At 71.0% G+C, this 21,475-nt stretch carries 24 protein-coding genes; 9 read left to right on the forward strand and 15 right to left on the reverse strand.

The window, feature by feature from the left end; translation table 11 throughout:
* Positions 1-130: 130 nt before the first annotated feature.
* Positions 131-1,330, forward strand: a complete 1,200-nt coding sequence (locus BKE41_RS14505; protein WP_058606789.1) for a glycosyltransferase family 4 protein — start codon at positions 131-133, stop codon at positions 1,328-1,330.
* 143 nt (positions 1,331-1,473) lie between these two features.
* On the forward strand, positions 1,474-2,991 hold the full coding sequence (locus BKE41_RS14510) for an undecaprenyl-phosphate glucose phosphotransferase (protein ID WP_070999668.1): 1,518 nt from the start codon (positions 1,474-1,476) through the stop codon (positions 2,989-2,991).
* Positions 2,992-3,033: 42 nt separating this feature from the next.
* Here the strand turns inward: BKE41_RS14510 and BKE41_RS14515 are convergent, their stop codons facing one another.
* The 9 genes from BKE41_RS14515 to BKE41_RS14555 all read right to left on the reverse strand — a co-directional run bounded on the left by BKE41_RS14515 (position 3,034) and on the right by BKE41_RS14555 (position 11,825).
* Entirely contained in the window at positions 3,034-3,387 is a 354-nt protein-coding gene (locus BKE41_RS14515) for a hypothetical protein (RefSeq protein WP_012319666.1), read from the reverse strand.
* Between the two features lie 212 nt (positions 3,388-3,599).
* The gene (locus tag BKE41_RS14520; protein ID WP_070999670.1) at positions 3,600-6,170 is read right to left on the reverse strand and encodes a TonB-dependent receptor; all 2,571 of its coding nucleotides are present in this window, start codon (positions 6,168-6,170) and stop codon (positions 3,600-3,602) included.
* Positions 6,171-6,416: 246 nt separating this feature from the next.
* Complete coding sequence (locus BKE41_RS14525) at positions 6,417-7,055, reverse strand: hypothetical protein (protein ID WP_070999672.1); 639 nt, start codon at positions 7,053-7,055, stop codon at positions 6,417-6,419.
* 13 nt (positions 7,056-7,068) lie between these two features.
* Positions 7,069-7,962 (reverse strand): ABC transporter permease, encoded by an 894-nt coding sequence (locus BKE41_RS14530; RefSeq protein ID WP_012319669.1) that lies wholly within the window; start codon positions 7,960-7,962, stop codon positions 7,069-7,071.
* Positions 7,959-8,708: an ABC transporter ATP-binding protein gene (locus BKE41_RS14535; RefSeq protein ID WP_012319670.1), complete on the reverse strand. Its 750-nt coding sequence runs from the start codon at positions 8,706-8,708 to the stop codon at positions 7,959-7,961. The genes BKE41_RS14530 and BKE41_RS14535 overlap by 4 nt, the downstream gene beginning before the upstream one ends.
* Complete coding sequence (locus tag BKE41_RS14540; protein ID WP_012319671.1) at positions 8,705-8,947, reverse strand: hypothetical protein; 243 nt, start codon at positions 8,945-8,947, stop codon at positions 8,705-8,707. Before BKE41_RS14540 ends, BKE41_RS14535 begins: the two co-directional genes overlap by 4 nt.
* Complete coding sequence (locus tag BKE41_RS14545) at positions 8,947-9,381, reverse strand: hypothetical protein (RefSeq protein WP_012319672.1); 435 nt, start codon at positions 9,379-9,381, stop codon at positions 8,947-8,949. Before BKE41_RS14545 ends, BKE41_RS14540 begins: the two co-directional genes overlap by 1 nt.
* A gap of 67 nt (positions 9,382-9,448) precedes the next feature.
* Entirely contained in the window at positions 9,449-10,432 is a 984-nt protein-coding gene (locus tag BKE41_RS14550; RefSeq protein WP_012319673.1) for a YVTN family beta-propeller repeat protein, read from the reverse strand.
* A gap of 121 nt (positions 10,433-10,553) precedes the next feature.
* Complete coding sequence (locus tag BKE41_RS14555) at positions 10,554-11,825, reverse strand: ABC transporter substrate-binding protein (protein ID WP_024829745.1); 1,272 nt, start codon at positions 11,823-11,825, stop codon at positions 10,554-10,556.
* 186 nt (positions 11,826-12,011) lie between these two features.
* Between BKE41_RS14555 and BKE41_RS14560 the strand changes: the two genes are divergently transcribed.
* The 7 genes from BKE41_RS14560 to BKE41_RS14590 are packed head-to-tail and all read left to right on the forward strand — an operon-like array spanning position 12,012 to position 17,502.
* Positions 12,012-12,539, forward strand: coding sequence for a DUF3280 domain-containing protein (locus tag BKE41_RS14560; protein WP_012319675.1), 528 nt, complete (start codon positions 12,012-12,014; stop codon positions 12,537-12,539).
* Positions 12,540-12,566: 27 nt separating this feature from the next.
* On the forward strand, positions 12,567-13,268 hold the full coding sequence (locus BKE41_RS14565) for a (5-formylfuran-3-yl)methyl phosphate synthase (RefSeq protein ID WP_070999674.1): 702 nt from the start codon (positions 12,567-12,569) through the stop codon (positions 13,266-13,268).
* Positions 13,265-13,840: a uridylate kinase gene (locus BKE41_RS14570; protein ID WP_012319677.1), complete on the forward strand. Its 576-nt coding sequence runs from the start codon at positions 13,265-13,267 to the stop codon at positions 13,838-13,840. The genes BKE41_RS14565 and BKE41_RS14570 overlap by 4 nt, the downstream gene beginning before the upstream one ends.
* A complete protein-coding gene (locus BKE41_RS14575; RefSeq protein WP_029361497.1) occupies positions 13,837-15,399 on the forward strand; it encodes a DUF6513 domain-containing protein in 1,563 nt (520 codons plus the stop codon). The genes BKE41_RS14570 and BKE41_RS14575 overlap by 4 nt, the downstream gene beginning before the upstream one ends.
* A gap of 4 nt (positions 15,400-15,403) precedes the next feature.
* The gene (locus tag BKE41_RS14580; protein ID WP_012319679.1) at positions 15,404-15,994 is read left to right on the forward strand and encodes a DUF447 domain-containing protein; all 591 of its coding nucleotides are present in this window, start codon (positions 15,404-15,406) and stop codon (positions 15,992-15,994) included.
* 21 nt (positions 15,995-16,015) lie between these two features.
* A complete protein-coding gene (locus BKE41_RS14585; RefSeq protein ID WP_012319680.1) occupies positions 16,016-16,549 on the forward strand; it encodes an SRPBCC family protein in 534 nt (177 codons plus the stop codon).
* Positions 16,546-17,502 (forward strand): YncE family protein, encoded by a 957-nt coding sequence (locus BKE41_RS14590; RefSeq protein ID WP_012319681.1) that lies wholly within the window; start codon positions 16,546-16,548, stop codon positions 17,500-17,502. The genes BKE41_RS14585 and BKE41_RS14590 overlap by 4 nt, the downstream gene beginning before the upstream one ends.
* Before the next feature lie 3 nt (positions 17,503-17,505).
* Here the strand turns inward: BKE41_RS14590 and BKE41_RS14595 are convergent, their stop codons facing one another.
* From BKE41_RS14595 to BKE41_RS14620, 6 genes are all read right to left on the reverse strand, one after another.
* A complete protein-coding gene (locus tag BKE41_RS14595) occupies positions 17,506-17,706 on the reverse strand; it encodes a hypothetical protein (RefSeq protein ID WP_012319682.1) in 201 nt (66 codons plus the stop codon).
* A gap of 74 nt (positions 17,707-17,780) precedes the next feature.
* A complete protein-coding gene (locus BKE41_RS14600) occupies positions 17,781-18,956 on the reverse strand; it encodes an alpha/beta hydrolase (RefSeq protein ID WP_012319683.1) in 1,176 nt (391 codons plus the stop codon).
* A gap of 114 nt (positions 18,957-19,070) precedes the next feature.
* Positions 19,071-19,271, reverse strand: a complete 201-nt coding sequence (locus BKE41_RS14605; protein ID WP_070999676.1) for a hypothetical protein — start codon at positions 19,269-19,271, stop codon at positions 19,071-19,073.
* A 78-nt stretch (positions 19,272-19,349) separates the two neighbouring features.
* A complete protein-coding gene (locus BKE41_RS14610) occupies positions 19,350-19,805 on the reverse strand; it encodes a response regulator (RefSeq protein WP_012319685.1) in 456 nt (151 codons plus the stop codon).
* 190 nt (positions 19,806-19,995) lie between these two features.
* Positions 19,996-20,868 (reverse strand): dienelactone hydrolase family protein, encoded by an 873-nt coding sequence (locus tag BKE41_RS14615; protein WP_012319686.1) that lies wholly within the window; start codon positions 20,866-20,868, stop codon positions 19,996-19,998.
* 80 nt (positions 20,869-20,948) lie between these two features.
* Positions 20,949-21,353 (reverse strand): hypothetical protein, encoded by a 405-nt coding sequence (locus BKE41_RS14620; RefSeq protein WP_012319687.1) that lies wholly within the window; start codon positions 21,351-21,353, stop codon positions 20,949-20,951.
* Positions 21,354-21,475: the final 122 nt, after the last annotated feature.

Genomic DNA, 21,475 nt, shown 5'->3' on the forward strand with positions numbered 1-21,475 from the left:
ATTGCGACGTCGCGCGTAAAACTCCGGTTACCGTTCCGCTGAAAAGGTCGAGCGCGGGCGACCTGCTTTAAGTTTCCCGCGACCGCGGGTGCACCACAACTCGGGGACTGATATTCCCGGGAGCTGGACCGTGGTCCCGAAGACGAACGACTCTGGCCTCGCTCACCGTTACCGGATCCTGCACGTGTTCCGGGCGCCCGTGGGCGGATTGTTCCGGCACGTGATGGATCTCGCCCGCCTCCAGGCGGCCGCGGGACACCATGTCGGCCTCGTCTGCGACTCCAGCACCGGCGGTGACCGCGCCGCGGGCGCCCTGGCGGACCTGATGCCCTGCCTGGATCTCGGCCTCGTCCGGCTGCCGATGCGCCGGAATCCGCACCCGTCGGACTGGTCCTGTCTGCGCGCCGTCGCCCAGCGGGCCGCGGAGGTCGGCGCGGACGTGCTGCACGGACACGGGGCCAAGGGCGGCGCCTATGCCCGGCTCGCCGCGGCGGGTCCGGCGATCCGGGCCTACACGCCGCACGGGGGCAGCTACAATTACCGGCCGGGCAGCCCACTGCACCGCCTCTACATGGGGGCCGAGGCGGTGCTCGCCCGCCGCACGGACGCGTTCCTGTTCGAGAGCGAGTACGTCGCGGGCCGCCACCGGAGCTTCGTCGGCGGTCCCGAGCGGGTGACGCGGATCGTGCACAACGGCATCGCCGAGGCCGAGTTCGCGCCGCTCGACCGCGTCGCCGAGCCCTTCGACCTGCTCTATGTCGGTGAGCTGCGGGAGGCCAAGGGGCTGCCCTACCTGCTCGAGGCGCTGGTCCGGCTGCGGGCCGAGGGTCGGGCGCTGCGCCTGCTCCTGGTCGGATCCGGGCCGGACGCCGAGATCCTGCGGGAATCCGTGGCCCGCCTCGGCCTCGCCGACGCGGTGGCGTTCGAGCCGCCGCAGGCGATCCGCTCCGTGCTGGCCCGCGGCCGGATCCTCGTCGTCCCATCGCTCGCGGAGTCGCTGCCCTACGTCGTGCTGGAGGCCGCCGCGGCGGCGCAGCCGCTGGTCGCCACCCGGGTCGGCGGAATTCCGGAAATCTTCGGCGCGGCCGCCCGCGACCTCGTCCCGTCGCGGGACCCGGCGGCGCTCGCCGAGGGGATCCGTCGCGTTCTCGACGCCGCGCCGGAGGCCCTGGCCGCGCGGACCCAGGGCCTGAGCGCCTCGATCCGGCAGCGCTTCTCCCTGGACCGCATGGGCAGCGAGGTTGTCTCCGGCTACGCTGCGGCCTTCGAGGCCCGCGCGGAGCGCCGCGATCCCGCGCCGCGGGCGATCGCCGGAGCCCGGACCGCCTGACGGCGAGACCTGCCGGAAGAGGATCGGGGCCTGTGCGCCGCGGTGGAAAAGGCGGCGGCACCCTCGCTCTTAAATGTTCCCACAACGCCCCGTGCCAAGCTTCCTTCGAGGCAGCGACCGCAAGGCTCGGGGGGAGCCGATCGATGAGCGCGTTCGACATCCGCGATCTCCTGGAGGCCGCCGTCCCGATGGAGGCGTCCTCGGTCCCGGCCGCCGGCGGCGCGCCGCTCGCCGAGACCGCCGCGCCGGAGCCGACGGCGATCTCACCCGTCGTTGTGGCCGGGCTGGTGCGCGCCCTGGAATGCACGCTGATCTTCGGCCTGGGCGCGTTGCTGCACCTGCTGATGCTCCGCGGGCGCGTCCCGTTCGGGCTGACCTACGCGGGCGCGATCGGCATGATCGCGGTGATCACCGTGACGCTGATCCAGGCGTCGGGCGGCTACCGGGTCGCCGCCTTCCGGAGCTTCTTCAAGACCGCCATCCGGCTGATCGCGGCGTGGTCGATGACCTTCCTGATGGTCGCCGCCGGACTCGTGCTGGCTAAGGTGGCCGACCATTACTCGCGGCTCTGGCTCGCGACCTTCTTCGGCACCGGCCTCGCGGCGCTGCTGCTCGGGCGCTTCGTGCTCTTCCGCATCATCGACGCCCAGACCCGGGCCGGACGGTTCGACCGGCGCACCGCGATCGTGGGCGGCGGCCAGCCCGCCGAGGACCTGATCGCCGCCCTGGAGACGCAGAGCGAGAGCGGCATCCGCATCGTCGGCGTGTTCGACGACCGCAACGCCGACCGGTCCTCCGACGTGGTGGCGGGGCACCCGAAGCTCGGCAACGTCGACGACCTCGTCGCCTACGCGCGGCACGCCCGGCTCGACCTGATCGTGTTCACGATCCCGATCACCGCGGAGGCGCGGATCCTCCAGATGCTCGCCAAGCTCTGGGTCCTGCCGATCGACATCCGGCTCTCGGCGCACGCCGCCAAGCTGCGCCTGCGCCCGCGCAGCTACTCGTATCTCGGCTCGGTCCCGGTGCTGGACGTGTTCGACCGTCCGATCGCCGATTGGGACGTCGTGGTGAAGGCGCTGTTCGACCGCTGCGTCGGCCTGATGATGCTGCTGGCGCTGTCGCCGCTCATGCTGGCGATCGCCCTCGCGGTGAAGCTCACGTCGCGCGGGCCCGTGCTGTTCCGGCAGAAGCGCCACGGCTTCAACAACGAGCTGATCGAGGTCTACAAGTTCCGCTCGATGTACGTGGATCAGTGCGACGCCGGCGCGGCCCGGATGGTGACCCGGGGCGACCCGCGCGTGACACCGGTCGGCCGGTTCATCCGGAAGACCTCGCTCGACGAGCTGCCGCAGCTGTTCAACGTGCTCAAGGGCGACCTGTCGCTGGTCGGCCCGCGACCGCACGCGCTCCAGGCGAAAGCCGCCAACACCCTGTACGATCAGGTGGTCGACGGCTACTTCGCCCGCCACAAGGTCAAGCCCGGCATCACCGGCTGGGCTCAGGTCAACGGCTGGCGCGGCGAGACCGACACCTCGGAGAAGCTGCAGCGGCGCGTCGAGCACGACCTCTATTACATAGAGAACTGGTCGGTACTGCTCGACCTGCAGATCCTGCTGACCACGCCGTTCGCGCTGTTCAGGACCGAGAACGCCTACTGAGCGGTGGGGCCGGCACCGGAGCGGTGCCGGCCGTGCGCGCCGCTACGGCAGGGCGCCGGCCTTCTCCTTGGCCTTCATGATCGTGTCGCGGCAGCCCTGGGCGTCCCCGGACTTGTCCTGCTGGCGCGCCTGGGCGACCAGCTTCTTGGCCTCCTCGACGCCCGAGGCTGTGGGCTTCACGGCGGCGTCGGACTTGGTGAGCGCCGGCGGCGTGTCGAGGGCCTTGGGCGAGTTGGACGACGTCGTGCCGCCGGGCGGGGTCGTCCCGGTCACCGCGGCGGCGCCGGCGCTGTCGAGCCGCCGCTGCAGCGTATCGACCTCGTCAGAGCACGGGGTCGCCAGGGCAGGCGTCGCGGCCGCCAGGGCGAGGGCTGCAACGGCGAAACGGATGATCATCGGGACGAGGCTCCACGGTGTCGGGGTGCGGCCGGCGCCGGCCCCTCGTGCGCGAGGGGCGGTGATGCGCCGGTGCGGCTACCGGGGAGACGCCGGACGAACGGGCCCGTTCCCGAGACAGGAGGCCGCATGCGCCAGCCCCGGAACGCGACGGGCGCCCCGCGCGGCCCTCAGGCCGCGGGAGGCGCCCGCCCCTCGCCATCGCGGACGGGTCAGTACTTCCGGATGATCGGCTCCGGCGACATCGGCACCGGATCGGCGCCGAAGGCGTAGCGGATGCCGGCGTAGACCGAGAAGGGCTGCGCCAGGGTCGTGGTCCGCGGATCGCTGATCCGCAGGTTGCCGGCCACCGCGCCCGGCTCGGCGAAGGTGCCGAACGTGGCGTAGCGGTTGTTGGTCAGGTTGGTGATGAGGCCGAACACCTCGAGGTTCTTCGTGACCTGGTACTTGGTCTGGAAGTTCAGCACGTAGTAGGGCGGCAGCTTGCGGTTCAGGTTCGACTCGTCGCCGCGGAAGTAGGACGACGAGAAGGCCTGGAGGTAGAGGCCGAACTGCCAGTCGGGCGTGACGAAGTAGTCGAAGCCGGCCTTGATCTGGTGGGTCGGCACCAGCGGCACGACGTTGCCCTTGCGGACCTGGATCGCGCCGTCATCCGCGAGCGGGTTGTTGGGCGACGACAGGGTGCCGTTGAACTGGAAGGTCGCGTCGACCAGGGCGTAGTTGGCGTAGACCCGCAGGTAATCGGCCGTGTACTCGCCGCCGACCTCGATGCCCTGCCGCTGCGTCGACGGCACGTTGACGAAGTAGGCGCGGGCGGTGTTGCCGGGGGTGGCCAGCGACAGGATGTCGTTGGCGAGGTCGGTGCGGAAGGCGCCGATCTTGTAGGTGATGATGCCGCCGTCATAGGTGTTCGGCAGCTGGCCGCGGAATCCGACCTCGTAGGTCCGCCCGGTGACCTGCTTGAGCGGCGGGTCGGCCACCAGCGAGTTCGGCAGCAGGCACGGCCGGTCCGGGTTTGCGCAGGCCAGCTCCAGCGGGGTCGGGGCGCGGTTCGATTCCGAGTAGCTGCCGTAGAGGTTGAGCGCGTCGAAGAACCGGTAGGTCAGGCCGGCGACCGGGTTGATCTTGTTGAAGTAGTGCGTGCCGGTCACGTCCGGCGAGAAGCCGGTCAGATCCTCGCTCTGGATGCGCGCGAAGTTGAGCCGGGCGCCGGCGGTCAGCGACAGCCGGTCGGTCACGTCGAGCGTGTCGAGGGTGTAGAGGCCCATGTAGAGATTAGAGCCGTTGACCGAGCTCGGCGCGATGCCGAGCGCGCCCGCGGTCCGCAGCTGCGGCGTGCCGAGGCCCGGGATGTTGCCGTAGAACGGGTTGCTCGGATCGGTGGTGATCGACAGGTTCGGGTTGATGACGCCCAGGGTGCTGGACGACTTGAACCCGTAGTTGGCCGCATCGATGCTGCCACCGACCACGAAGCTGTTGGACAGGCCGAAGATCCGGTCGCGGTTGGCGGCCTGGAGCGAGCCGCCGAAGCCGGTGGCTTCCGTCCGGGTCGTGTCCAGCGTGCCGTACGGGATGCCGGACCGGAACGGGATGCGCTGGTTCTGCTGGCCCAGGATCAGGAACTGGTTGCGGAACGCGGTCTGCGACTGGCCGGCCGCCGGGCTGAAGCCGTCATCCTCGAAGCAGAGGTTGCCGCGGAAGCTGGAGCGCGTGCTGCAGTTCTCGAAGTTGCCGTCGTTGCCGTCGACGTAGGTCTGGCTGAAGCGGCGGAAATAGGCGTTGCCGGCGAGGTCCCAGGTCGGCGAGATGTCGACCCGGCCGGTGAGCTGGAGCGTGCCTACCTCGGTGGTGGTGGTCTGCGGGTAGGTGAAGATCGCCCGCGGGTCGCGGTGGGTGAAGTCCACCGGCGTGGCGGCGGCCGCACCGTAGAAGCTGCGGGCGGCGAGCCCGATCAGGTGGAACTCCGAATCCTGCGAGCGGTAGCCGATGTCGCCGTAGAGCCGGCCGATCGTGCTCGGGCTCTCGTAGCGCCAGCCGCGGTCGTTCAGGCCGTCGCCGGTGAAGTAGACGCTCCAGGGGCCGGAGACCTTGCCGTACTCGAGGTAGCCGGCGGTGCGCGCGTCCGAGCCGCCCCAGGCCGAGATCTCGGTGCCCTGCCAGGTGAAGCCGTTCTTCATCTGGATGTTGACCGCGCCGCCGAGGGCGTTGAGGCCGAAGACCGGGTTGCCGGTGACGACGTCGATGCGCTGGATCGCCTGCGGGGGGATGAGGTCGAAATTGACGATGTCGCCGAAGGCCTCGTTGATGCGCACGCCGTTCTGGTAGACGGCCAGCCCCTGCGGCACGCCCTGCACGGGCGAGGCCGTGAAGCCGCGGTAGGTGATGTCGACGCGGTTGTTGTTGCCCTGCGAGTCGGAGACGTTGATGCCGGGCGTGCGCCGGGCCAGCGTCGTGGTCAGGTTGTCGCTGGCGCGATCGATCGTGAGATCGCTCGCCGTGACCGACTCGACGGTGCTGGGGATCTTGTAGAGGGGCTGCTCGGAGCCGCGCAGCCGCACGCCGGCGCTCGGTCCCACCGAGCCGGCCGGCGGCACCGGGCCGGGCCCGTTGAAGATCTGCGCCTGGCTCGAACTGCCGCCGCCGGCCCCGACCGGCGACGTCGAGACGACGCTGATCTCGCCGAGCGTCACCGATTGCTGAGCCTGCACCGCCGCGGGAAGGACCGTCCCGGCGAGAACCGATGCCGACGCGACCAGGCTGCTCCGAAGCGCCCGAAGTGACATCCCCTACCCCCTCAAACCCAAACACGTGCTCGTGACTGCCGAGCTTGGGTCTCTCTTGGCGGGTGCCGGGATCACGCACAATTGGTTCAAGAACACGTGAGACGCGTTTCGGCCTCATTTCCGGCCCGCGTCGACCGAACGCGGCGTCACGTGGTTAAACAGCAACAGTTTCGGTAAAGATTTCAGCCACTTAGGGATGTTTTGGCAACCCGACCGGGATAATTTGGCAATGACGGCCGGCGCAGGTCACAGGCGAGCCTGAATCAGGCGCGCGATCTCACCGAGCCGCTGTTCGAGCAGCTGCGGAACCTCGCAGACATAGGTCAGCGACTGGCTCCGCTCCTGGAAGATCCGGCGATCCCAGGCGAACTTCGTCTCCAGCTCGGACTGGTCCTTCGGGAGCTCGGTCGCGTCAGAGGCGCTCGGCGCGTCCTTGACCTGGCTGATCTTATCGGCCTCGTCGCGGATCCGCTCGGCCATCCGGCGCTGGCCCTGCGCGTAGCGGGCGATGCCGCCGACCACCTTGTTGCGCTCGCCGTTCAGCACCTCGAACACGCCCGCGTAGACGCGCGTCAGGGCCTTGTCCTTCGCGTCCTTGTCGGAGCCGAATTTCTGCGCGAACGTGTCGAGGAGCGGTCCGACCTGCGAGAGGTCCGTGCGGCGGGACGCGATCTTCTGCGCCAGGGCGGCGGCGTCGTTGTCGCTGCCCCAGTCGCCGGCCGCCTCCACGTCGGGGCCGGTCCAGAACTGGCCGGGGCTCAGGGTCGCGACCTTGCGCTGGACGCAGGGCCAGTCCGGATCCGGCTTCGGCTGGGCCAGGGCGGGACCGGCGAGGAGCGCCAGCCCCAGCGCCGGGCCGAGGATGCGGGTCAGGAGGACGTTCATTGGGCGGACTCCATCAGGTGTTGTCGCCGGCCGGGCCGCCGCGCCGGGCCATGATGCCACGGCCGGGGTCGTAGGCGACCACCGCCATGCCGAAGAAGGCGAGCCCCACGCCCACCACCACGGCGCAGGCGACCGGCTCGAACTGGACGTAGAGCGCGTAGCGGACGAGCTGGACCGCGTGGCTGAACGGGTTCAGCTGGCAGATCCAGTACAGCGTCTCGGAGGATTCCCGGATCCGCCACAGCGGGTAGAGGGCCGACGAGGCGAAGAACATCGGGAAGATCACGAAGTTCATCACGCTGGCGAAGTTCTCGAGCTGGCGGACCAGCGAGGAGAGGAACAGCCCGATCGCTCCGAGCATGAGGCCGGTGGCCAGGAAGGCCGGCAGGGCCGTCAGGTAGCCGAGCCAGGGGATGTCGCTCTCCCAGAAGAACGCCACGGCCAGGAAGGCGTAGGCCTGCACGATCGAGACGGCGACGCCGGCGATCAGCTTGGCGAGCAGGAGAAGCCACCGCGGATAGGGCGAGGTGAGCAGCACCTTCATCGAGCCGACCTCGCGGTCGTAGACCATGGACAGCGACGATTGCATGCCGTTGAACAGCTGGATCATCACGGCGAGGCCCGGCACCACGTAGACCTCGTAGAGCACGTAGGTCTGGTAGGGCGGCTCGATGGACACGCCGAGCGTGTTGCGGAAGCCCGCCGCGAAGATGAACAGCCAGACCAGCGGCCGGACCAGCGCCGAGAAGAACCGCTCCTTCTGATGGAAGAAGCGCAGCAGCTCGCGGCGGACGATGCCGCCGAGGCAGATCAGGTAGCCGACCGCGTCGAGGCGCCCGATCCGCTCCGCCTGACCGCGTGGCGGGGCCGCGCCGATCCGGGTGGCGTAGGATGTCGGATTGGTCATGCCGCCGCCCTCCCCGGCTCGGCGACCAGGCGCCGGAACGCGTCGGCGAGCGCCTCGCCCGGCCGGCCGATCCCGCCGGCCCGGCCCCGGGCGACGATCCGGCCCCGGTGCAGCACCACGGCGTCGTCGTCGTCCGCGATCTCCTCGAAGATGTGGGTCGCCCAGAGCACCGACAATCCCTCCTCGCGCACCAGGGCGCGGACGATCGCCACGATGTCGGCCCGCGACTCGAGGTCGAGGCCGACGGTGGGCTCGTCGAGGAGCAGCAGGTCGGGGCGGTGGATCAGCGAGCGGGCGATCTCGATCCGGCGCGACTGGCCGCCCGAGAGCGTGCGCACCTTGTCGTGGCGCCTGTCCGCCAGACCGACGCGGTCGAGCAGCGCGCCGACGCGCCCCTTGGCGGCGCCGCGGGCGATGCCGTGCAGGCTCGCGTGGTAGAGGAGATTCTGCTCCACGGTGAGGTCGGTGTCGAGCGTCCGGGCCTGGAACACGACGCCGAGCCGCGCCAACGCCCGGGACGGCTCGCGATCGAGGGCGTGGCCGAAGATCGAGACCCGTCCGGTCTGGTTGTTGTAGAGCCGGGTGATGACCGAGAACAGCGTCGTCTTGCCGGCGCCGTTCGGCCCCAGCAGCGCGGCGAAGTGCCCGCGCTCCACCGTGATCGAGACGTCGTCCAGCGCGGCGCGGGCGCCGAACCGGTGGCCGACATGCTCGATCAGGAGGGCCGCCGACTCGGACGCGCTCATCGGCCCAGGACCTTCCGGGCGTCGGTCACGGCGTCGAGGCACTCGTCGAACTCGCCCTCCTTCTGCTCCCGCTCCGCGACCCGCAGGGCCTTCTTGAGCTTCGGCACCGCCGTCTCGGGCGGGTTCAGGGCGAGCGCGTCGCGGATCATCGTGATGCCCTCGGCGCAGGAGGAGGCATCGTCGGCCGCGAGGGCCGGACCGGCGGCGAGCAGGCTGGCGGAGAGCAGGAGGGCGCGCATCACTTCACCGTCAGCGTGCCGGTCATGCCTTTGGCCTCCAGGCCGTGCACCGACCAGGTGTAGGTGCCGGGCTTGATCGCGACGAACTCGATGGCGATCTCGCCGGGATCGTCGAACTCCAGGTGATCGGGCGGCCCGCCGCCGTGGATCTCCTTGTGCTCGATCACGATCTGGTTGAACCAGATGTAGCGGAAGAACTCCGGCGCGTAGAACTTGTATTCCTGGCGCCCCTTGGCGACGATCCGCAGGCGATAGGCCTTGCCGGATTCCAGCGTGATGTCCTTGTTCTCGACCACGAAGTCGTTGCCCTGATCGTCGCCCAGGACGAGGTCGGGCAGGTTCTCCCGCTTCTTGGTCAGGTCGAGGGCACTGGCCGGTGCCGCGGCGAGCAGCCCTGCCAGGCCGAGGGCCGCCGTTCGAAACATGCGCGTCATGTCGTGTTCCACCCTAGGGCCGCTTCGCGCGCGGCCGTCCTCGCTTGGCGCCCGGAGGTCGCGCGGATCAGTTCGGCGAGATCGCCACGCCCCAGGGCAGGAGCCCGACCGGGATGCTCTTCACCACCTTCTCGGCGGCCACGTCGATCACCGAGACGTCGTTGGAGGTGCCGTTCGTGGTGAACAGCTGCTTCTGGTCCGGCGTGAAGGCCAGCTGCCAGACGCGCTGGCCGACCGGCAGGTACTTCTCGACCGCGTAGGTCTTGGCGTCGATCACGGCGACGCGGTTCGCCGGCCCGAGCGCCACGAAGGCCTTGGTACCGTCCTTGGTGATCCGGATCCCCACCGGCTGGATCGCCTCGTCGTTCACGCTCGGGATCTTGAAGGTGATCTTCTTGATCACGCGGCGCTGGGCGACGTCGATCACGCTCACCGTGCCGCCGACCTCCGCCGAGACCCACAGGTACTTGCCGTCGGCGGTGAACTCGGCGAAGCGCGGCCGGGCGTCGACCAGCACGTTGTCGATGACCTGGAAGGTCTTGGTGTCGATGAAGTGGGCCATGTTGGTCGTCTCGGAGGTGTTGACGAGGATCTTCCCGTCCGGCGACAGGCCCATCCCCTCCGGCTCGACGCCCACCGGCACCTCGGCGAGCACCTTGTTCTTCTCGATGTCGATGATCGTGACCTGGCTGTCGTCCTCGTTGGCCACGTAGAGCGGGTTTCCGGAGGCGTCGAGGATGAACTGCTCCGGATCCGGCCCGGAGCGCAGCGAGCGCACCACCTTGCCGGTGCTCGTGTCGAGCACGTCGATCCGGTCGTCGTCGCTCGCGCAGACGAACAGCTCCTTGCCGTCCTTGGAGACGGTCACGCCGCGCGGGCGCCGCCCGACCTTCCACGTCGCCGTCACGGCCATCGTGGCGGTGTCGATGACGCTGACCGAGTTGCCCTTCTCGTTGGTGACATAGGCGGTGAAGGCCGCGGCCGGCCCGCACAGGGCGAACCACGCACCGAGGGCGACCCCAGTCAGACATGCCTCGACGCGGCGGCTCATACGACTTCCTTCCCTTGCGACGGCCCGGCGTCCTGGACGGACATTCTCGGGGGACGTTTGTAGTGCGATTCCCGCGCGTTGCGAGGGCCCTGGCCGCTCGCCATCGCCGCAGGCCCCGGGCTCACTTGAACTTGCAGGTGGTCTCCGGGAGGTCGACGCCCAGCGTGTCGAGGGGCGTGCGCTGGTGCAGGAACCCCTGCTCGGGCGCGACGGAGACCAGCGCCTTGGGCTGCACCACGATGATCGCCTGGCGGAGCTGGTGGTCCCAGGGCCGGAAGCTCAGGGGCACGCCCTTGTAGGCCGGCAGCGTGAAGGCGGGCTCGACGAGGTACGGGGCGATCACGGCGGGGTCGTTGGTCTTCTTGGCCGTCACGGCCTCGCCCACCGTCCGCACCGCCGCCCAGACCTGGTAGTCGAGCGGGCGCATCAGCCGCGAGGCGAGCCGCCGGAACCGGTTCTGGGCCTGCGCGGCGCCCCAGGTCTCCAGCACGGGCGACCAGGTCGTCGGCGTCAGCGCCTGGGTGCCGCCGACGGGCCGCGGGTCGACGGTGCGGTAGGGAACGTAGTCGCCCCAGTCGCCCTCCTCGTCGGCCACGATGGCCATGTCGTAGTCGAGGCCCCGGGTGAAGACCATGGCCTCCGCCCGGGTCGGCGTGTCGCCGCGCGCCTTGGCGAGGGGACCGAAGGTCCAGGGTTTCTCGGCGGTGATCTTCAGCGCGAACTTCCGCGCCGAGTTGCGCATCGCGTCGGCGTAGGCCTTGTCGGCGTCCGTCGGGCCGACGATCAGGAAGAGCTTCCGCCAGCGCATCACCGTGAGGTACTGCGCCAGGGCGTCCGTCAGCATGGCCCGCGACGGCAGGATGTGGAACACGTTGGCGCGGCACTCGGCGCCGCGCAGGCGGTCGTCGGGCGCCCCAGCGTTGAGGACGACCGCGCCGGAATCCTTGACGGCGTCGGCCACGGCCAGGACGGCGTCGGCGGGCAGCGCCAGGACCAGGTAGCGCACGCCCTTGCCGATCAGATCCTTGGCGGCCGCCACGGCGTCCGGCCTGTCGTCGGTCAGGGCGACCTCGTCGAGGACGTAGGTCTGCTTGGTGAAGCGGCCGGTGGTGTTGTTGTCCGTGATGCCCATCTTGGCGCCGGCCAGGCCCTCGTCCTCCGGCGCCGCCTCGGCATCGTACGAGGAGGGCGCGGGCTGCGGCCGGTAGATCAGGCCGATACGGGTCTCGAGCGCCTGCGGAGCGGCGGGCTGGGCCGGTTGCGCCGCCGCGGCCGGCGCCGGATCCTCGGCCCGCGCCGCCGCCGGAGCGAGGGCCAGCGCGACGGCGGCGGCGCGCAGCCAGGACGGGCGCGTCGTGGGCCGGAGGGCCGTGTCGGGTGCAGGATGGTGCATGTGGGCGGCCTCTATCAGCTTCCGCTCAGGCCGCTCAACCGCGGCGTGTCGTCCCGACGTTCACGTTACCGTCGTGGGATAGGCGGGCGCGGAAGTACATTGCCAAATTGTCCCTTCGCCCGACCTATGGCGGGAACGATGCCGCCGCCTCGGGCGGTCGAACGCCTCGAGAGGAAGCTCCCGCCGATGCGCCACACGTCTCTCCGCGCCGCGCTCGCCTGCAGCGTCGTCGCCCTGTGGGCCGCCCTGCCCGGCGCGGCCAGCGCCGGCGAGAAGGCCGCCGTGTTCCCGGTCGAGCTGTTCGATCCCGGCGCCTCCTACGGCACCCGGACGCGGCCGGTGGATGCCCGGAAACTGACCCTCGTCACCGACGAACTCCGCAACGCCCTGCGCGACAAGGCCGGGCTGGAGATCGTCGACACCGCGCCCAAGGCCGACGTCGTGGCGAAGGAGGGCCCGCTGTTCAAATGCAACGGGTGCGCGGCGGACATCGCCAAGAGCCTGGGTGCGGACCTCGTCGTGACCGGTTATGTGGAGAAGGGGTCCGGTCAGATCTTCAACCTGAGCGTCTCGATCGCCGAGGCCGATACCGGCAAGGTGGTGCGCGGCGGGCAGGTGACGATCCGGGCCGACACCGACGATACCTGGGCGCACGCGATGCGTTGGGTGGTGAAGAACCGCCTGCTCGCCGAGCCGCTGCCCGGGAAGTCTTGAGACCGCCCGTTCAAGTCCGAGTGTTTCGTGTCCGCGTCCTCCATCCCGCAACACCCACTGCCCCGGCTCCTCGTCAGCGTCCGCGACCCGGCCGAGGCCGAGGCCGCCCGCCTCGCCGGCGCCGACCTGATCGACGCCAAGGATCCGGAGCGCGGGGCGCTCGGCGCCCTGGATGAGGACGTCGTGCGGGAGATCGTCGCCCGGGTGTCCGGCGGTGCCGCGACGAGCGCGGTGGCCGATCCGGCGGCCGAGTCCGTCGCCGCCCTGGCGCGGACCGGCGTCGACTGGGTGAAGGTCGGCCTCGCGCCGGCCGAGCTCCGGGACGCGTCGGCCCTGGCGGATCGGGTCGCGGCCGCGCCGGGCCGGCTGATCGCCGTGCTGTTCGCCGAGGACGGGCCGGCGGCCCGGCACGTGCCCGCCCTCGCGGCGGCCGGCTTCGCCGGCGCCATGATCGACACCGCCGGCAAGACCGGCGCCCGCCTGCCGGATCTGGCCGCGCCCTCCGATCTCTCGGCCTTCACCGCCGCCTGCCGGGCGCACGGCCTGATGAGCGGCCTCGCCGGGTCGCTCCGGGTGATCGACATTGCGGGCCTCTGCGCGCACCGGCCGGATTACCTCGGCTTCCGCGGCGGCCTGTGCCGGGATTTCGACCGCCGCAACGGCATCGATCCCCTGCGCGTGGCCGAGGCGCTGCGCGCCCTGCGTCCGAGCCGGCAGGACGCGGCGTGACCACCGTCGTCAAGATCGGCGGCAGCCTCGAGGCGGATCCGCATCGCCGCCGCGCCCTGCTGGAGGCGATCGGCGACGGCGCGCACGGTCGCTGCATCGTGGTGCCGGGCGGCGGCGCCTTCGCGGACGCCGTCCGGGCCGCGCAGGCGCGGGAGCGCTTCGGCGACGCCGAGGCCCATCGCCGGGCGCTCGACGCCATGAGCGACGCGGCCGGCATCTTCCGCGGGATCGAGCCGCGGCTGGTGCAGAGCCTGGAGCCCTGGGCGGAGGCCGCGCCCGCGCGGATCCGGATCTGGAACCCGCGCGCGCTCCGGGCCGGCCACCCGGACATTCCTGAGACGTGGGACGTCACCTCGGACAGCCTCGCCCTCTGGCTCGCCGCGCGGGTCCGGGCGGAGCGCTGCGCCCTGGTGAAATCCGTCGACGCGCCGCCGGGCCTCGACCCGGCCGCGCTGGCGCGGGACGGGATCGTGGACGCCGCCTTCCCCGGCTTCGCAGCGGGATACGGGGGGACGATCGAGATCTGGGGACCGCACCGCCGCGTCGCGGTCGAAACGAGGGCCGCCGCGTGAGCACCCCCGAGCACATCGTCTTCGTGACCGGCCGTCTCGCCCGGGCGCGGCTCGAGAAGGTCGCGGCGGGGCTCCCTCAGACGCTGCGCTGGAGCATCGCGGATGCGGGGGTGAAGGTCGCGGCGCTGATGACCGAGGAGATCATCCGCAGGCGGGTCGTCCTGCCCGAGGGCGCCACGCGGATCGTCCTGCCGGGCCGGTGCCGGGCGAATCCCGAGCATCTCGCGGCGCATTTCGGCGTCCCGGTCGAGCGCGGACCCGACGAGGTGGTCGACCTGCCGGCCTGGCTCGGCCTGACCGCCCGCAAGGTCGACCTGTCCCGGCACGACCTCCGGATCTTCTCGGAGATCGTGGACGCGTCGAAGATGAGCGTCGACCAGATCCTCGCCAAGGGGCTCGATCTCGCCGGGCGCGGCGCGGACGTCATCGATCTCGGCGGGCTGCCCGATACCCCGTTCCCGCACCTCGAGGATTCCGTGCGCGCGCTGAAGGGCGCCGGCCTGAAGGTCAGCGTCGATTCCTTCTCGAGCGAGGAACTGGTCCGGGGCGCCGGCGCCGGCGCCGATTTCCTGCTGAGCCTGAACGAGGAGACCCTCGATCTCGCCTTCGAGACCGACGCGGTGCCGATCCTCGTGCCGATGCGGCCCGACGACCTGCCCTCCCTCGATCGGGCGATCGAGCGCATGCTCAAGGCGGGGCGTCCGTTCATGGCGGACCCGATCCTCGAGCCGATCCACCACGGCTTCGTCGACTCGATCGCGCGCTACCGCGACACCCGCGCCCGCTGGCCCGATATCGACATGATGATGGGCACCGGCAACCTGACCGAGCTGACCGAGGCCGACTCCCTCGGCGTCACCGCGCTGCTCGTCGGCATGTGCTCGGAACTGTCGATCCGCAACGCGCTGATCGTGCAGGTCTCCAACCACACCCGCCGCACCGTCGAGGAGCACGACGCCGCCCGGCGGGTCATGTACGCGGCAAAAGCCGATTCGGCGCTGCCGAAGGGCTACGGCCGGGCGCTGCTCGCCCTCCACGACAAGCGCCCGTTCGTGCAGACCGCCGACGAGATCGCCCAGGCGGCCGCCGAGGTGCGCGACCCGAATTACCGGATCGTGATCGCCGAGGACGGGATCCACCTCTACAACCGCGACATCCACAGGGTCGGCACCGACGCGATGGCCTTCTTCCCCGAACTCGACGTCGCGAGCGACGGCGCCCACGCCTTCTACCTCGGCGCCGAACTCGCCAAGGCCGAGACGGCGTGGCGCCTCGGCAAGCGCTACGTCCAGGACGAGGCGCTCGACTGGGGCTGCGCGGCCGACGCCGATGTCGAGGATGCCACCGCCTTCAAGAAGGCCGGCCATACCCGCCATTCCGGACCCGACGCGCCGGCGCCCGGCACGCGCGACGCCCGCCTGGTCGGGCCCGAGGCCGGCGCGACCGCGCCCGAGACGATCCCGGACGGCGAGGCGCGCGCCGCGGGCGCGCCCGAGGGCCCGCAGGACCCGCCGGCCAAGCTGGTCTGCGGGCGTCTCGTCCCCGCCGACAAGGCGTGAGGCCATGCCGCTGATCCTCGAGACCGTCGTCACGACCCTGTCCCCGTCGGGGGAGCTGCACCTCGTCCCGTTCGGGCTGATCGGCGAGGCGGAGGGCTACGTCCTCGCGCCGTTCCGGCCGTCGCCGACCATCGCCAACCTGGAGGCCAATCCCTGCTTCGCGGCCTCGAGCCCGCGCGACATCCGGGTGATCGCCGGCGCGGTGACGGGCCGGCGCGAATGGCCGACGCTGCCGTGCGCGGCGATCGAGGGCCGCCGCCTCGCCGACAGTTTCGGCCACGCGGAGTTCGCGGTCGCCTCCGTCGAGGCCCACGAGACCCGGCCGCGCTTCCGCGGCCGGATGGTCCACAGCGCCGCGCACGCGCCGTTCATCGGCTATAACCGCGCGCAGGCGGCCGTCCTGGAGGCCGCCATTCTTTCGACCCGGCTCCACATGCTGGAGCCCGAGAAGGTGTTGACGGAGATGGCCTACCTCGCCATCGCCATCGGCAAGACCGCGGGACCGCGCGAGCGCGAGGCCTGGGGTTGGATCGAGGACAAGGTCGCGGCGGCGCTCGGCCCCGAGGCGCGCGTCCTTGATCGCGACGACCGCTGAGGGCGGGAGGAGAAGGACAAGATGAAGAAAATCACCCTGGCCCTGGCGGCCACGGCGGCCCTGGTGGCGGCGACCGCGCAGGCCCACGGGCCGACCCGGCGCAAGATCACCGAGTCGATCGAGATCAACGCCCCCGCCGACAAGGTCTGGGCCGTGGTCGGCGACCTGAAGAATGCCGACTGGATGCAGAACGTGACCAAGACCGAGCTGACCGGCGACCCGGCCGGCAAGTTCAAGCGCGTGCTGACGCTCAAGAACGGAAACCAGATCTCCGAGACCAGCAACAAGTACAAGCCGGAGGACAAGATGTTCTCCTACTACATCGACAAAGTTGACGTGAAGGATCTTCCGGCGAACGACTATTCGGCGACGATCACGGTCGAGCCCGAGGGCAACGCCAAGTCGAAGGTCGAGTGGAAGGCCGCCTTCTATCGCGGCTACATGAACAACGATCCGCCGCCGGATCTGAACGACGAGGCTTCCGAGAAGGGCGTGGGCGACTGGATCAAGGCGAGCCTCGCCAACCTGAAGGCCAAGGTCGAGAAGGGCTCGTGAGCCCGGCTCGGGGCCGCGCGGCCCTCGCCGCCGGCCTCGTCCTCGTCGCGACCGCCTCCCGGGCCGAACCGGCCCGGGAGGCCATCGTCACCGCCCAGCTCGGCGGCGCGGTCGAGATCGTCGATCTGGCCGCCGGGACGGTGGTGCGCCGCATCCCCGTCGACGGCGCCCCGGCCGGGATCGCGCTGTCGCCCGATCGCCGGCGCGCCTACGTCACGCGCCCGGAAGGGCACGGTCTCGCCATCCTCGACCTCGATGTCGGCAAGGTCCTGGCCGAGGTGCCGCTGCCCGGCGGCCCGCTCGGCGTCGCGGCCGACCCGCGCGGCGGCACGGTCTACGTCGCCGACTGGTACGGGCACCGCCTGTTCGTGCTGACCGAGCGCGACGGGGCGCTGGTCCCGGACGGCGAGATCGCGGTGGGCGCCTCGCCCTCGGGAATCGCCGTCAGCCCCGACGGGGCGACGCTCTACGTCGCCAACCGCGAGGCCGACACGGTCTCGGTCGTCGACGCGGCGACCCGTCGGGAGACCAAGGTCATCCCGGTGGGGCAGCATCCGTTCGGCATCACGCTCGATGCCGCGGCGGCGCGCGCCTACACGGCCAACGTCACCGGCGACGACGTCTCCGTCCTGGATCTCCGGACGGGGCGGGAGATCGGCCGCGTCCCGACCGGCCGCCGCCCCTACGTCATCGCCCTCGCGGGAGGGCGCGGCTTCGTCACGGACCAGTATGCCGGCAGCGTCACGGCCTTCGATCTCGCCACGCTCAAGCCCATCGCGGACGTCGATGTCGGCGACCATCCGGAAGGGATCGCGGCGGATTCCGACGGCCGCCTCTACGTCGCCAACTGGGGCGACAACACGCTGAGCATCCTCGACTCGAAGACGCTCAAGGTGCTGGCGACCATCCCGACCGGCAACGGCCCCCGCTCGTTCGGCGCGTTCCTGCGCTGAGCGTCAGCCCGGGTGGCGCCGGGGTGCCCGACGGTAGGCCGCGCGGGCCACCAGGAGCGCGCCGCCGACCTGCAGCAAGCCGCTCTCGCCGAGATCCGAGGGGGCGACATGCGCCTGGATCAGCAGCCGTGTCAGCGCGTTCAGGGCGAGCAGCGTCAGGCAGAAGGCGGCCGCGGCGAGCAGGCTGGCGACGAACTCGGGCATGATCTCCCTCCCGTGTCGGACGGGGGGAGATTAGCAAGCCGCGCGCCAAGGCCAAGCTGTCGCGGTCGCCGATCTCAGCGCTTGCGGCCGGCGGGTGCGGGTGCCGGCGTCCCGGCCTGCGCGGCCGGCGTGGGCCGCGGCGTCTCGACGGCGAGCCGCTTCACCGGCCAACCGTCGCTCCAGCGCTCCATGTCGGCGAGGCGCGGATTGTTCTTCAGCGCCGTCGCGTCCGACCCGGCGAAGGCGGCGGCGGCGGCGAGATCGAAGGTCTTCCAGAACCCGAGGTAATCGAGCGCGTCGACCCGGGCGAGGTTGATCTGCGAGACCAGGGTCTGCTGCTCGCCGGACAGCGCCATGTCGGCGGACCAGCGGAACGGCGGCGGCTTCGCGGCGTCCTTGGGCGCGTCCTTCGGCTCCGGGCCCGGCTTGATGGCACCGCCGTCGTAGGCGGTGTCGACCCCCGCGGGGGCTGCCAGGGTCGCCGTCAGGGCCGGGAAGCCGTGGTCGTCCGAGAGGGCCCGCACGAAGAGCTTGCGCTCCAGCGGCACGGCGCTCGCCTCGCGCAGGAGGCGCTTCGCCGCGAGATCGGCGGCCCGGGTGTCCTTGTCGCCGACCATGGTCACGAGCAGCGTGGCGGGATCGATCGCCGACAGGTCGGTGAGGGCGATACCGCGGGATTTCGGCCCGCTGGCGATGCCGCCGGGCGTGACCGCGAAGATCAGCTTCGGAACCGGCAGCCCCTGCGCCTTGGCGGCGGCCGCAAGATCCATGGCGAGCGGCGCCCCGGCCAGGTGGCCGATCATCGCGACGCGGCCGAGGTCGGGCTTCGCCTCGCCGTCCGTCGAGATCTCGGCGAGGGCCGCCTTGACCAGGGACTCGGCGATGGCGGGCGCGTCGGCCGGACGGGTCCGGTTCACCTCTTGGAACCGCGGGTAGAGGACGAGCCAGCCCTGGCGCGCGAGATGGTCGATCCAGCCGCCGTAGCTCTGCGGATTGACCGCACCCCACCCGTGCAGAAAGATCGCGACCGGCCGCCCCGCCTCGGGGGCCGCGCCCGCGGCGTAGAACGCGTAGGTGGAGGCCGTGCCGCGGCCGAGAAGCCGCTTGGTCACCGTCGCCTTGCGGTCACCGACACCGCCCGCACCGTCGGCGGGCTGGGCCGGCGGGGTCGCCGCCTGAACGGACACCAGACCGGCCAGGGTCATGATCGCGGCGGCTGTGAACGATCCGCGAAGGACTGAGAGACGCATCCAGGACTCGACTGAGAGACGCACTGCGTCGGCAGGTCAGAAAGCGCTGAATAGCAGATTCTCTCGTCTTGGCGACCCGCTGTCCCAGTCTCCCGTCAAGCTCGGCGGTGGGACCTAGACGTGGCCGCAGGCCGACGGACCCGCGCGGTCGAGCCGCTGCGCGAGGGCCGCCAACTCGGCCGGGATGTCGCCATCCGCGGCGCCGTAGACCGTGAGCAGACCTTCGCGAACCGTGTCGAGAACGGCGGATTCCACCGTATCCCGCGCGCCGGGCCGGCGGAGAGAATCGGCATGGTTGGCTGAGACGATCTTCATGGCGGCGTCGTGGATCAGTTGTACTGCGCAAGTCCGGGCGCGGCGCGCACCGGAGTGGCGTACAACTGTGGGGCCGCGTCAGGTTTCCAGACCGGACGGGATTATTTTGCCCCCCGGTCCGATAACGGACGGTCCGGACCCGGTGGAGGGCCGCCCCGCGGCCTGCTCCACCCAGGCGAGAATGTCCTCGGCGCGCCAGGGCTTCGGGATGAAGGTGGCGGAGACGCGAAGGTCGCTCGGCTGGTCGCCCGCATCGCCCGAAGTCAGCAGGACCCGCACGCGCGGCCAGGTGACGCCGATGATCCGCGCGAGCTCGAAGCCGCCGATCGGCCCGGGGGTGCGAACGTCCGAAAAGACGACGCTGACTTCGTCGGCGCGATCGTTGAGGATGGCCAGGGCGCGGTCGGCGGTCTCGGCCTCGATCACCGTGAAGCCGGTATCCTCCAGCAGCGTGGCCGCGAGGAAGCGCTCGTCGGGCTGGTCCTCCACGACGAGGATCACGGGCTTCTGGCCAGGCTGTACCGAATCGCTCATGGACCAGGACACTCTACAGGGGCTGAACGGCGGTCGCTTCGATCGGTTCAACGCCCGAGCGCCGCGAAGGGCCAGACCCGCGCGGGCACAGATCCTCCTTGGATCCTTGCACGATTGTGAAGTTGTGGCCGTGTCTTGGGTAACACAGCCGTCCCGGAACGCGCTCGATCGGGCGTCCTGAGGCGTCTATTCAGCCGACGCCGTGCGATTTCAGGAAGGCCAGCGCGCGCGCCCAGCCATCCTCCGCGGCCTCGCGCCGGTAGCTCGGACGGTAATCCGCGTGGAAGCCGTGCGGCGCCTCCGGGTAGATCACGAGCTCGACACTCTTGCCCGCCGCCTTGGCGCGGTCGCGCGCCTCCTCGACCGCCGCCACGGGGATCCCGGCATCGGCCCCGCCGTAGAGGGCGAGGAGCGGGGCGTGGATCTCGGCCGCCACGTCTCCGGCGGTGCGCGGCTGGATGTCGGTCCGCTCGCCGCCGATCGGTCCGTACCAGGCCACGGCCGCCTTCAGGTCGCGACGATGGGCCGCGTAGAGCCACGCGTCGCGCCCGCCGCGGCACCAGCCCATGACGCCCAGACGGTTCGGGTCGCCCTTCGCCGCGGAGGCCGCCCAGGCCACCGTCGCGTCGAGATCGCCGATCCACTGCGCGTCCGGCGTCTTTGCGATGACGTCCCGGATGATCTGCTTGGGATCCGACATGGTCGAGAGGTCGCCCTGGCGGGCGTAGAGCTCGGGGGCCACGGCGCAGTAACCGGCCTTCGCGAGCCGGCGACAGATGTCCTTGATGTAGTCGTGGACGCCGAAGATCTCCTCGATCACCAGGACGATCGGGAACGGGCCCGCGCCCTCCGGAACCGCCCGGTAGGCCGGCATCGGGCCGTCCGCGGCCGGGATCTTCACCTCGCCGGCCTCGATGCCCGCACTGTCCGTGTGGATCACCTGGGCCTCGACGCGGGTGGTCGCGAGCGTCAGGCCGCTCATCAGGCTCGTCATCACGAAGCCCCGCCGCGACAGGGGCGGCGTGATCAGCCCGTCGAGTCCGGCCCGGTCGTGATCCGCCATGGTGCTCTCTCCCTCGGTTCGAGGATGAGGGCTACCCGCGCGCGGCGGCCCGGGTCAAATCGCCCGCCGTTACCGGGCCGTCAGGCCCCGGCAGCCGCCAGGGCCCGGACCGGCCGCGGGGCCGGAGCGCGCACGGGCGCGGCGATCTCGCGTGGCTTCAGCATGTCGCCCAGGCTGACGAAGGTCTCGGCGGCCGGGGCGACCACGGCGCGGATGCCGTAGCCCAGCGCGAAGGACCGGATCAGCTCGGCGTCCCGCTGGATGCCGAACCGGTCGAGGGCCGCGAGGAACGCCTCGCGGAACAGGCTCGGCCGGCACCAGCGCTTCTCGGCCATCTGAAGCGGCCAGTCCCACAGGCCCTCGGATCGGCGCATCGCCAGCGCCGTGCGGGCGATGAAATAGCCGGTCTCGCGGTGCTCGATCCCGTCCGCCTGCACCGACCAGTCGTCGTTGCCGAACAGTTCGACCTCAGCCGCGTTGCCCATCGGGTCCTCCGCCCTGCACCAGCCTTCCGGCGCACCGGAACATTGCCGGAACACTGGCGCGGAATTCGGCGGGGGTCAAGGCGCTTGTTCCCGGTGCGTTCGCGAAAGCCCGGAGGCTGGCC

This window comes from Methylobacterium sp. C1, from assembly GCF_001854385.1.
In the GTDB taxonomy this organism is placed as follows: domain Bacteria; phylum Pseudomonadota; class Alphaproteobacteria; order Rhizobiales; family Beijerinckiaceae; genus Methylobacterium; species Methylobacterium radiotolerans.

Excerpts from the sequence above, each read along its gene's own strand:
- BKE41_RS14510 (WP_070999668.1), top strand. The coding sequence starts at position 1,474 with ATGAGCGCGTTCGACATCCGCGATCTCCTGGAGGCCGCCGTCCCGATG.
- BKE41_RS14515 (WP_012319666.1), bottom strand. The coding sequence starts at position 3,387 with ATGATCATCCGTTTCGCCGTTGCAGCCCTCGCCCTGGCGGCCGCGACG.
- BKE41_RS14520 (WP_070999670.1), bottom strand. The coding sequence starts at position 6,170 with ATGTCACTTCGGGCGCTTCGGAGCAGCCTGGTCGCGTCGGCATCGGTT.
- BKE41_RS14525 (WP_070999672.1), bottom strand. The coding sequence starts at position 7,055 with ATGAACGTCCTCCTGACCCGCATCCTCGGCCCGGCGCTGGGGCTGGCG.
- BKE41_RS14530 (WP_012319669.1), bottom strand. The coding sequence starts at position 7,962 with ATGACCAATCCGACATCCTACGCCACCCGGATCGGCGCGGCCCCGCCA.
- BKE41_RS14535 (WP_012319670.1), bottom strand. The coding sequence starts at position 8,708 with ATGAGCGCGTCCGAGTCGGCGGCCCTCCTGATCGAGCATGTCGGCCAC.
- BKE41_RS14540 (WP_012319671.1), bottom strand. The coding sequence starts at position 8,947 with ATGCGCGCCCTCCTGCTCTCCGCCAGCCTGCTCGCCGCCGGTCCGGCC.
- BKE41_RS14545 (WP_012319672.1), bottom strand. The coding sequence starts at position 9,381 with ATGACGCGCATGTTTCGAACGGCGGCCCTCGGCCTGGCAGGGCTGCTC.
- BKE41_RS14550 (WP_012319673.1), bottom strand. The coding sequence starts at position 10,432 with ATGAGCCGCCGCGTCGAGGCATGTCTGACTGGGGTCGCCCTCGGTGCG.
- BKE41_RS14555 (WP_024829745.1), bottom strand. The coding sequence starts at position 11,825 with ATGCACCATCCTGCACCCGACACGGCCCTCCGGCCCACGACGCGCCCG.
- BKE41_RS14560 (WP_012319675.1), top strand. The coding sequence starts at position 12,012 with ATGCGCCACACGTCTCTCCGCGCCGCGCTCGCCTGCAGCGTCGTCGCC.
- BKE41_RS14580 (WP_012319679.1), top strand. The coding sequence starts at position 15,404 with ATGCCGCTGATCCTCGAGACCGTCGTCACGACCCTGTCCCCGTCGGGG.
- BKE41_RS14585 (WP_012319680.1), top strand. The coding sequence starts at position 16,016 with ATGAAGAAAATCACCCTGGCCCTGGCGGCCACGGCGGCCCTGGTGGCG.
- BKE41_RS14595 (WP_012319682.1), bottom strand. The coding sequence starts at position 17,706 with ATGCCCGAGTTCGTCGCCAGCCTGCTCGCCGCGGCCGCCTTCTGCCTG.
- BKE41_RS14600 (WP_012319683.1), bottom strand. The coding sequence starts at position 18,956 with ATGCGTCTCTCAGTCCTTCGCGGATCGTTCACAGCCGCCGCGATCATG.
- BKE41_RS14605 (WP_070999676.1), bottom strand. The coding sequence starts at position 19,271 with ATGAAGATCGTCTCAGCCAACCATGCCGATTCTCTCCGCCGGCCCGGC.
- BKE41_RS14610 (WP_012319685.1), bottom strand. The coding sequence starts at position 19,805 with ATGAGCGATTCGGTACAGCCTGGCCAGAAGCCCGTGATCCTCGTCGTG.
- BKE41_RS14615 (WP_012319686.1), bottom strand. The coding sequence starts at position 20,868 with ATGGCGGATCACGACCGGGCCGGACTCGACGGGCTGATCACGCCGCCC.
- BKE41_RS14620 (WP_012319687.1), bottom strand. The coding sequence starts at position 21,353 with ATGGGCAACGCGGCTGAGGTCGAACTGTTCGGCAACGACGACTGGTCG.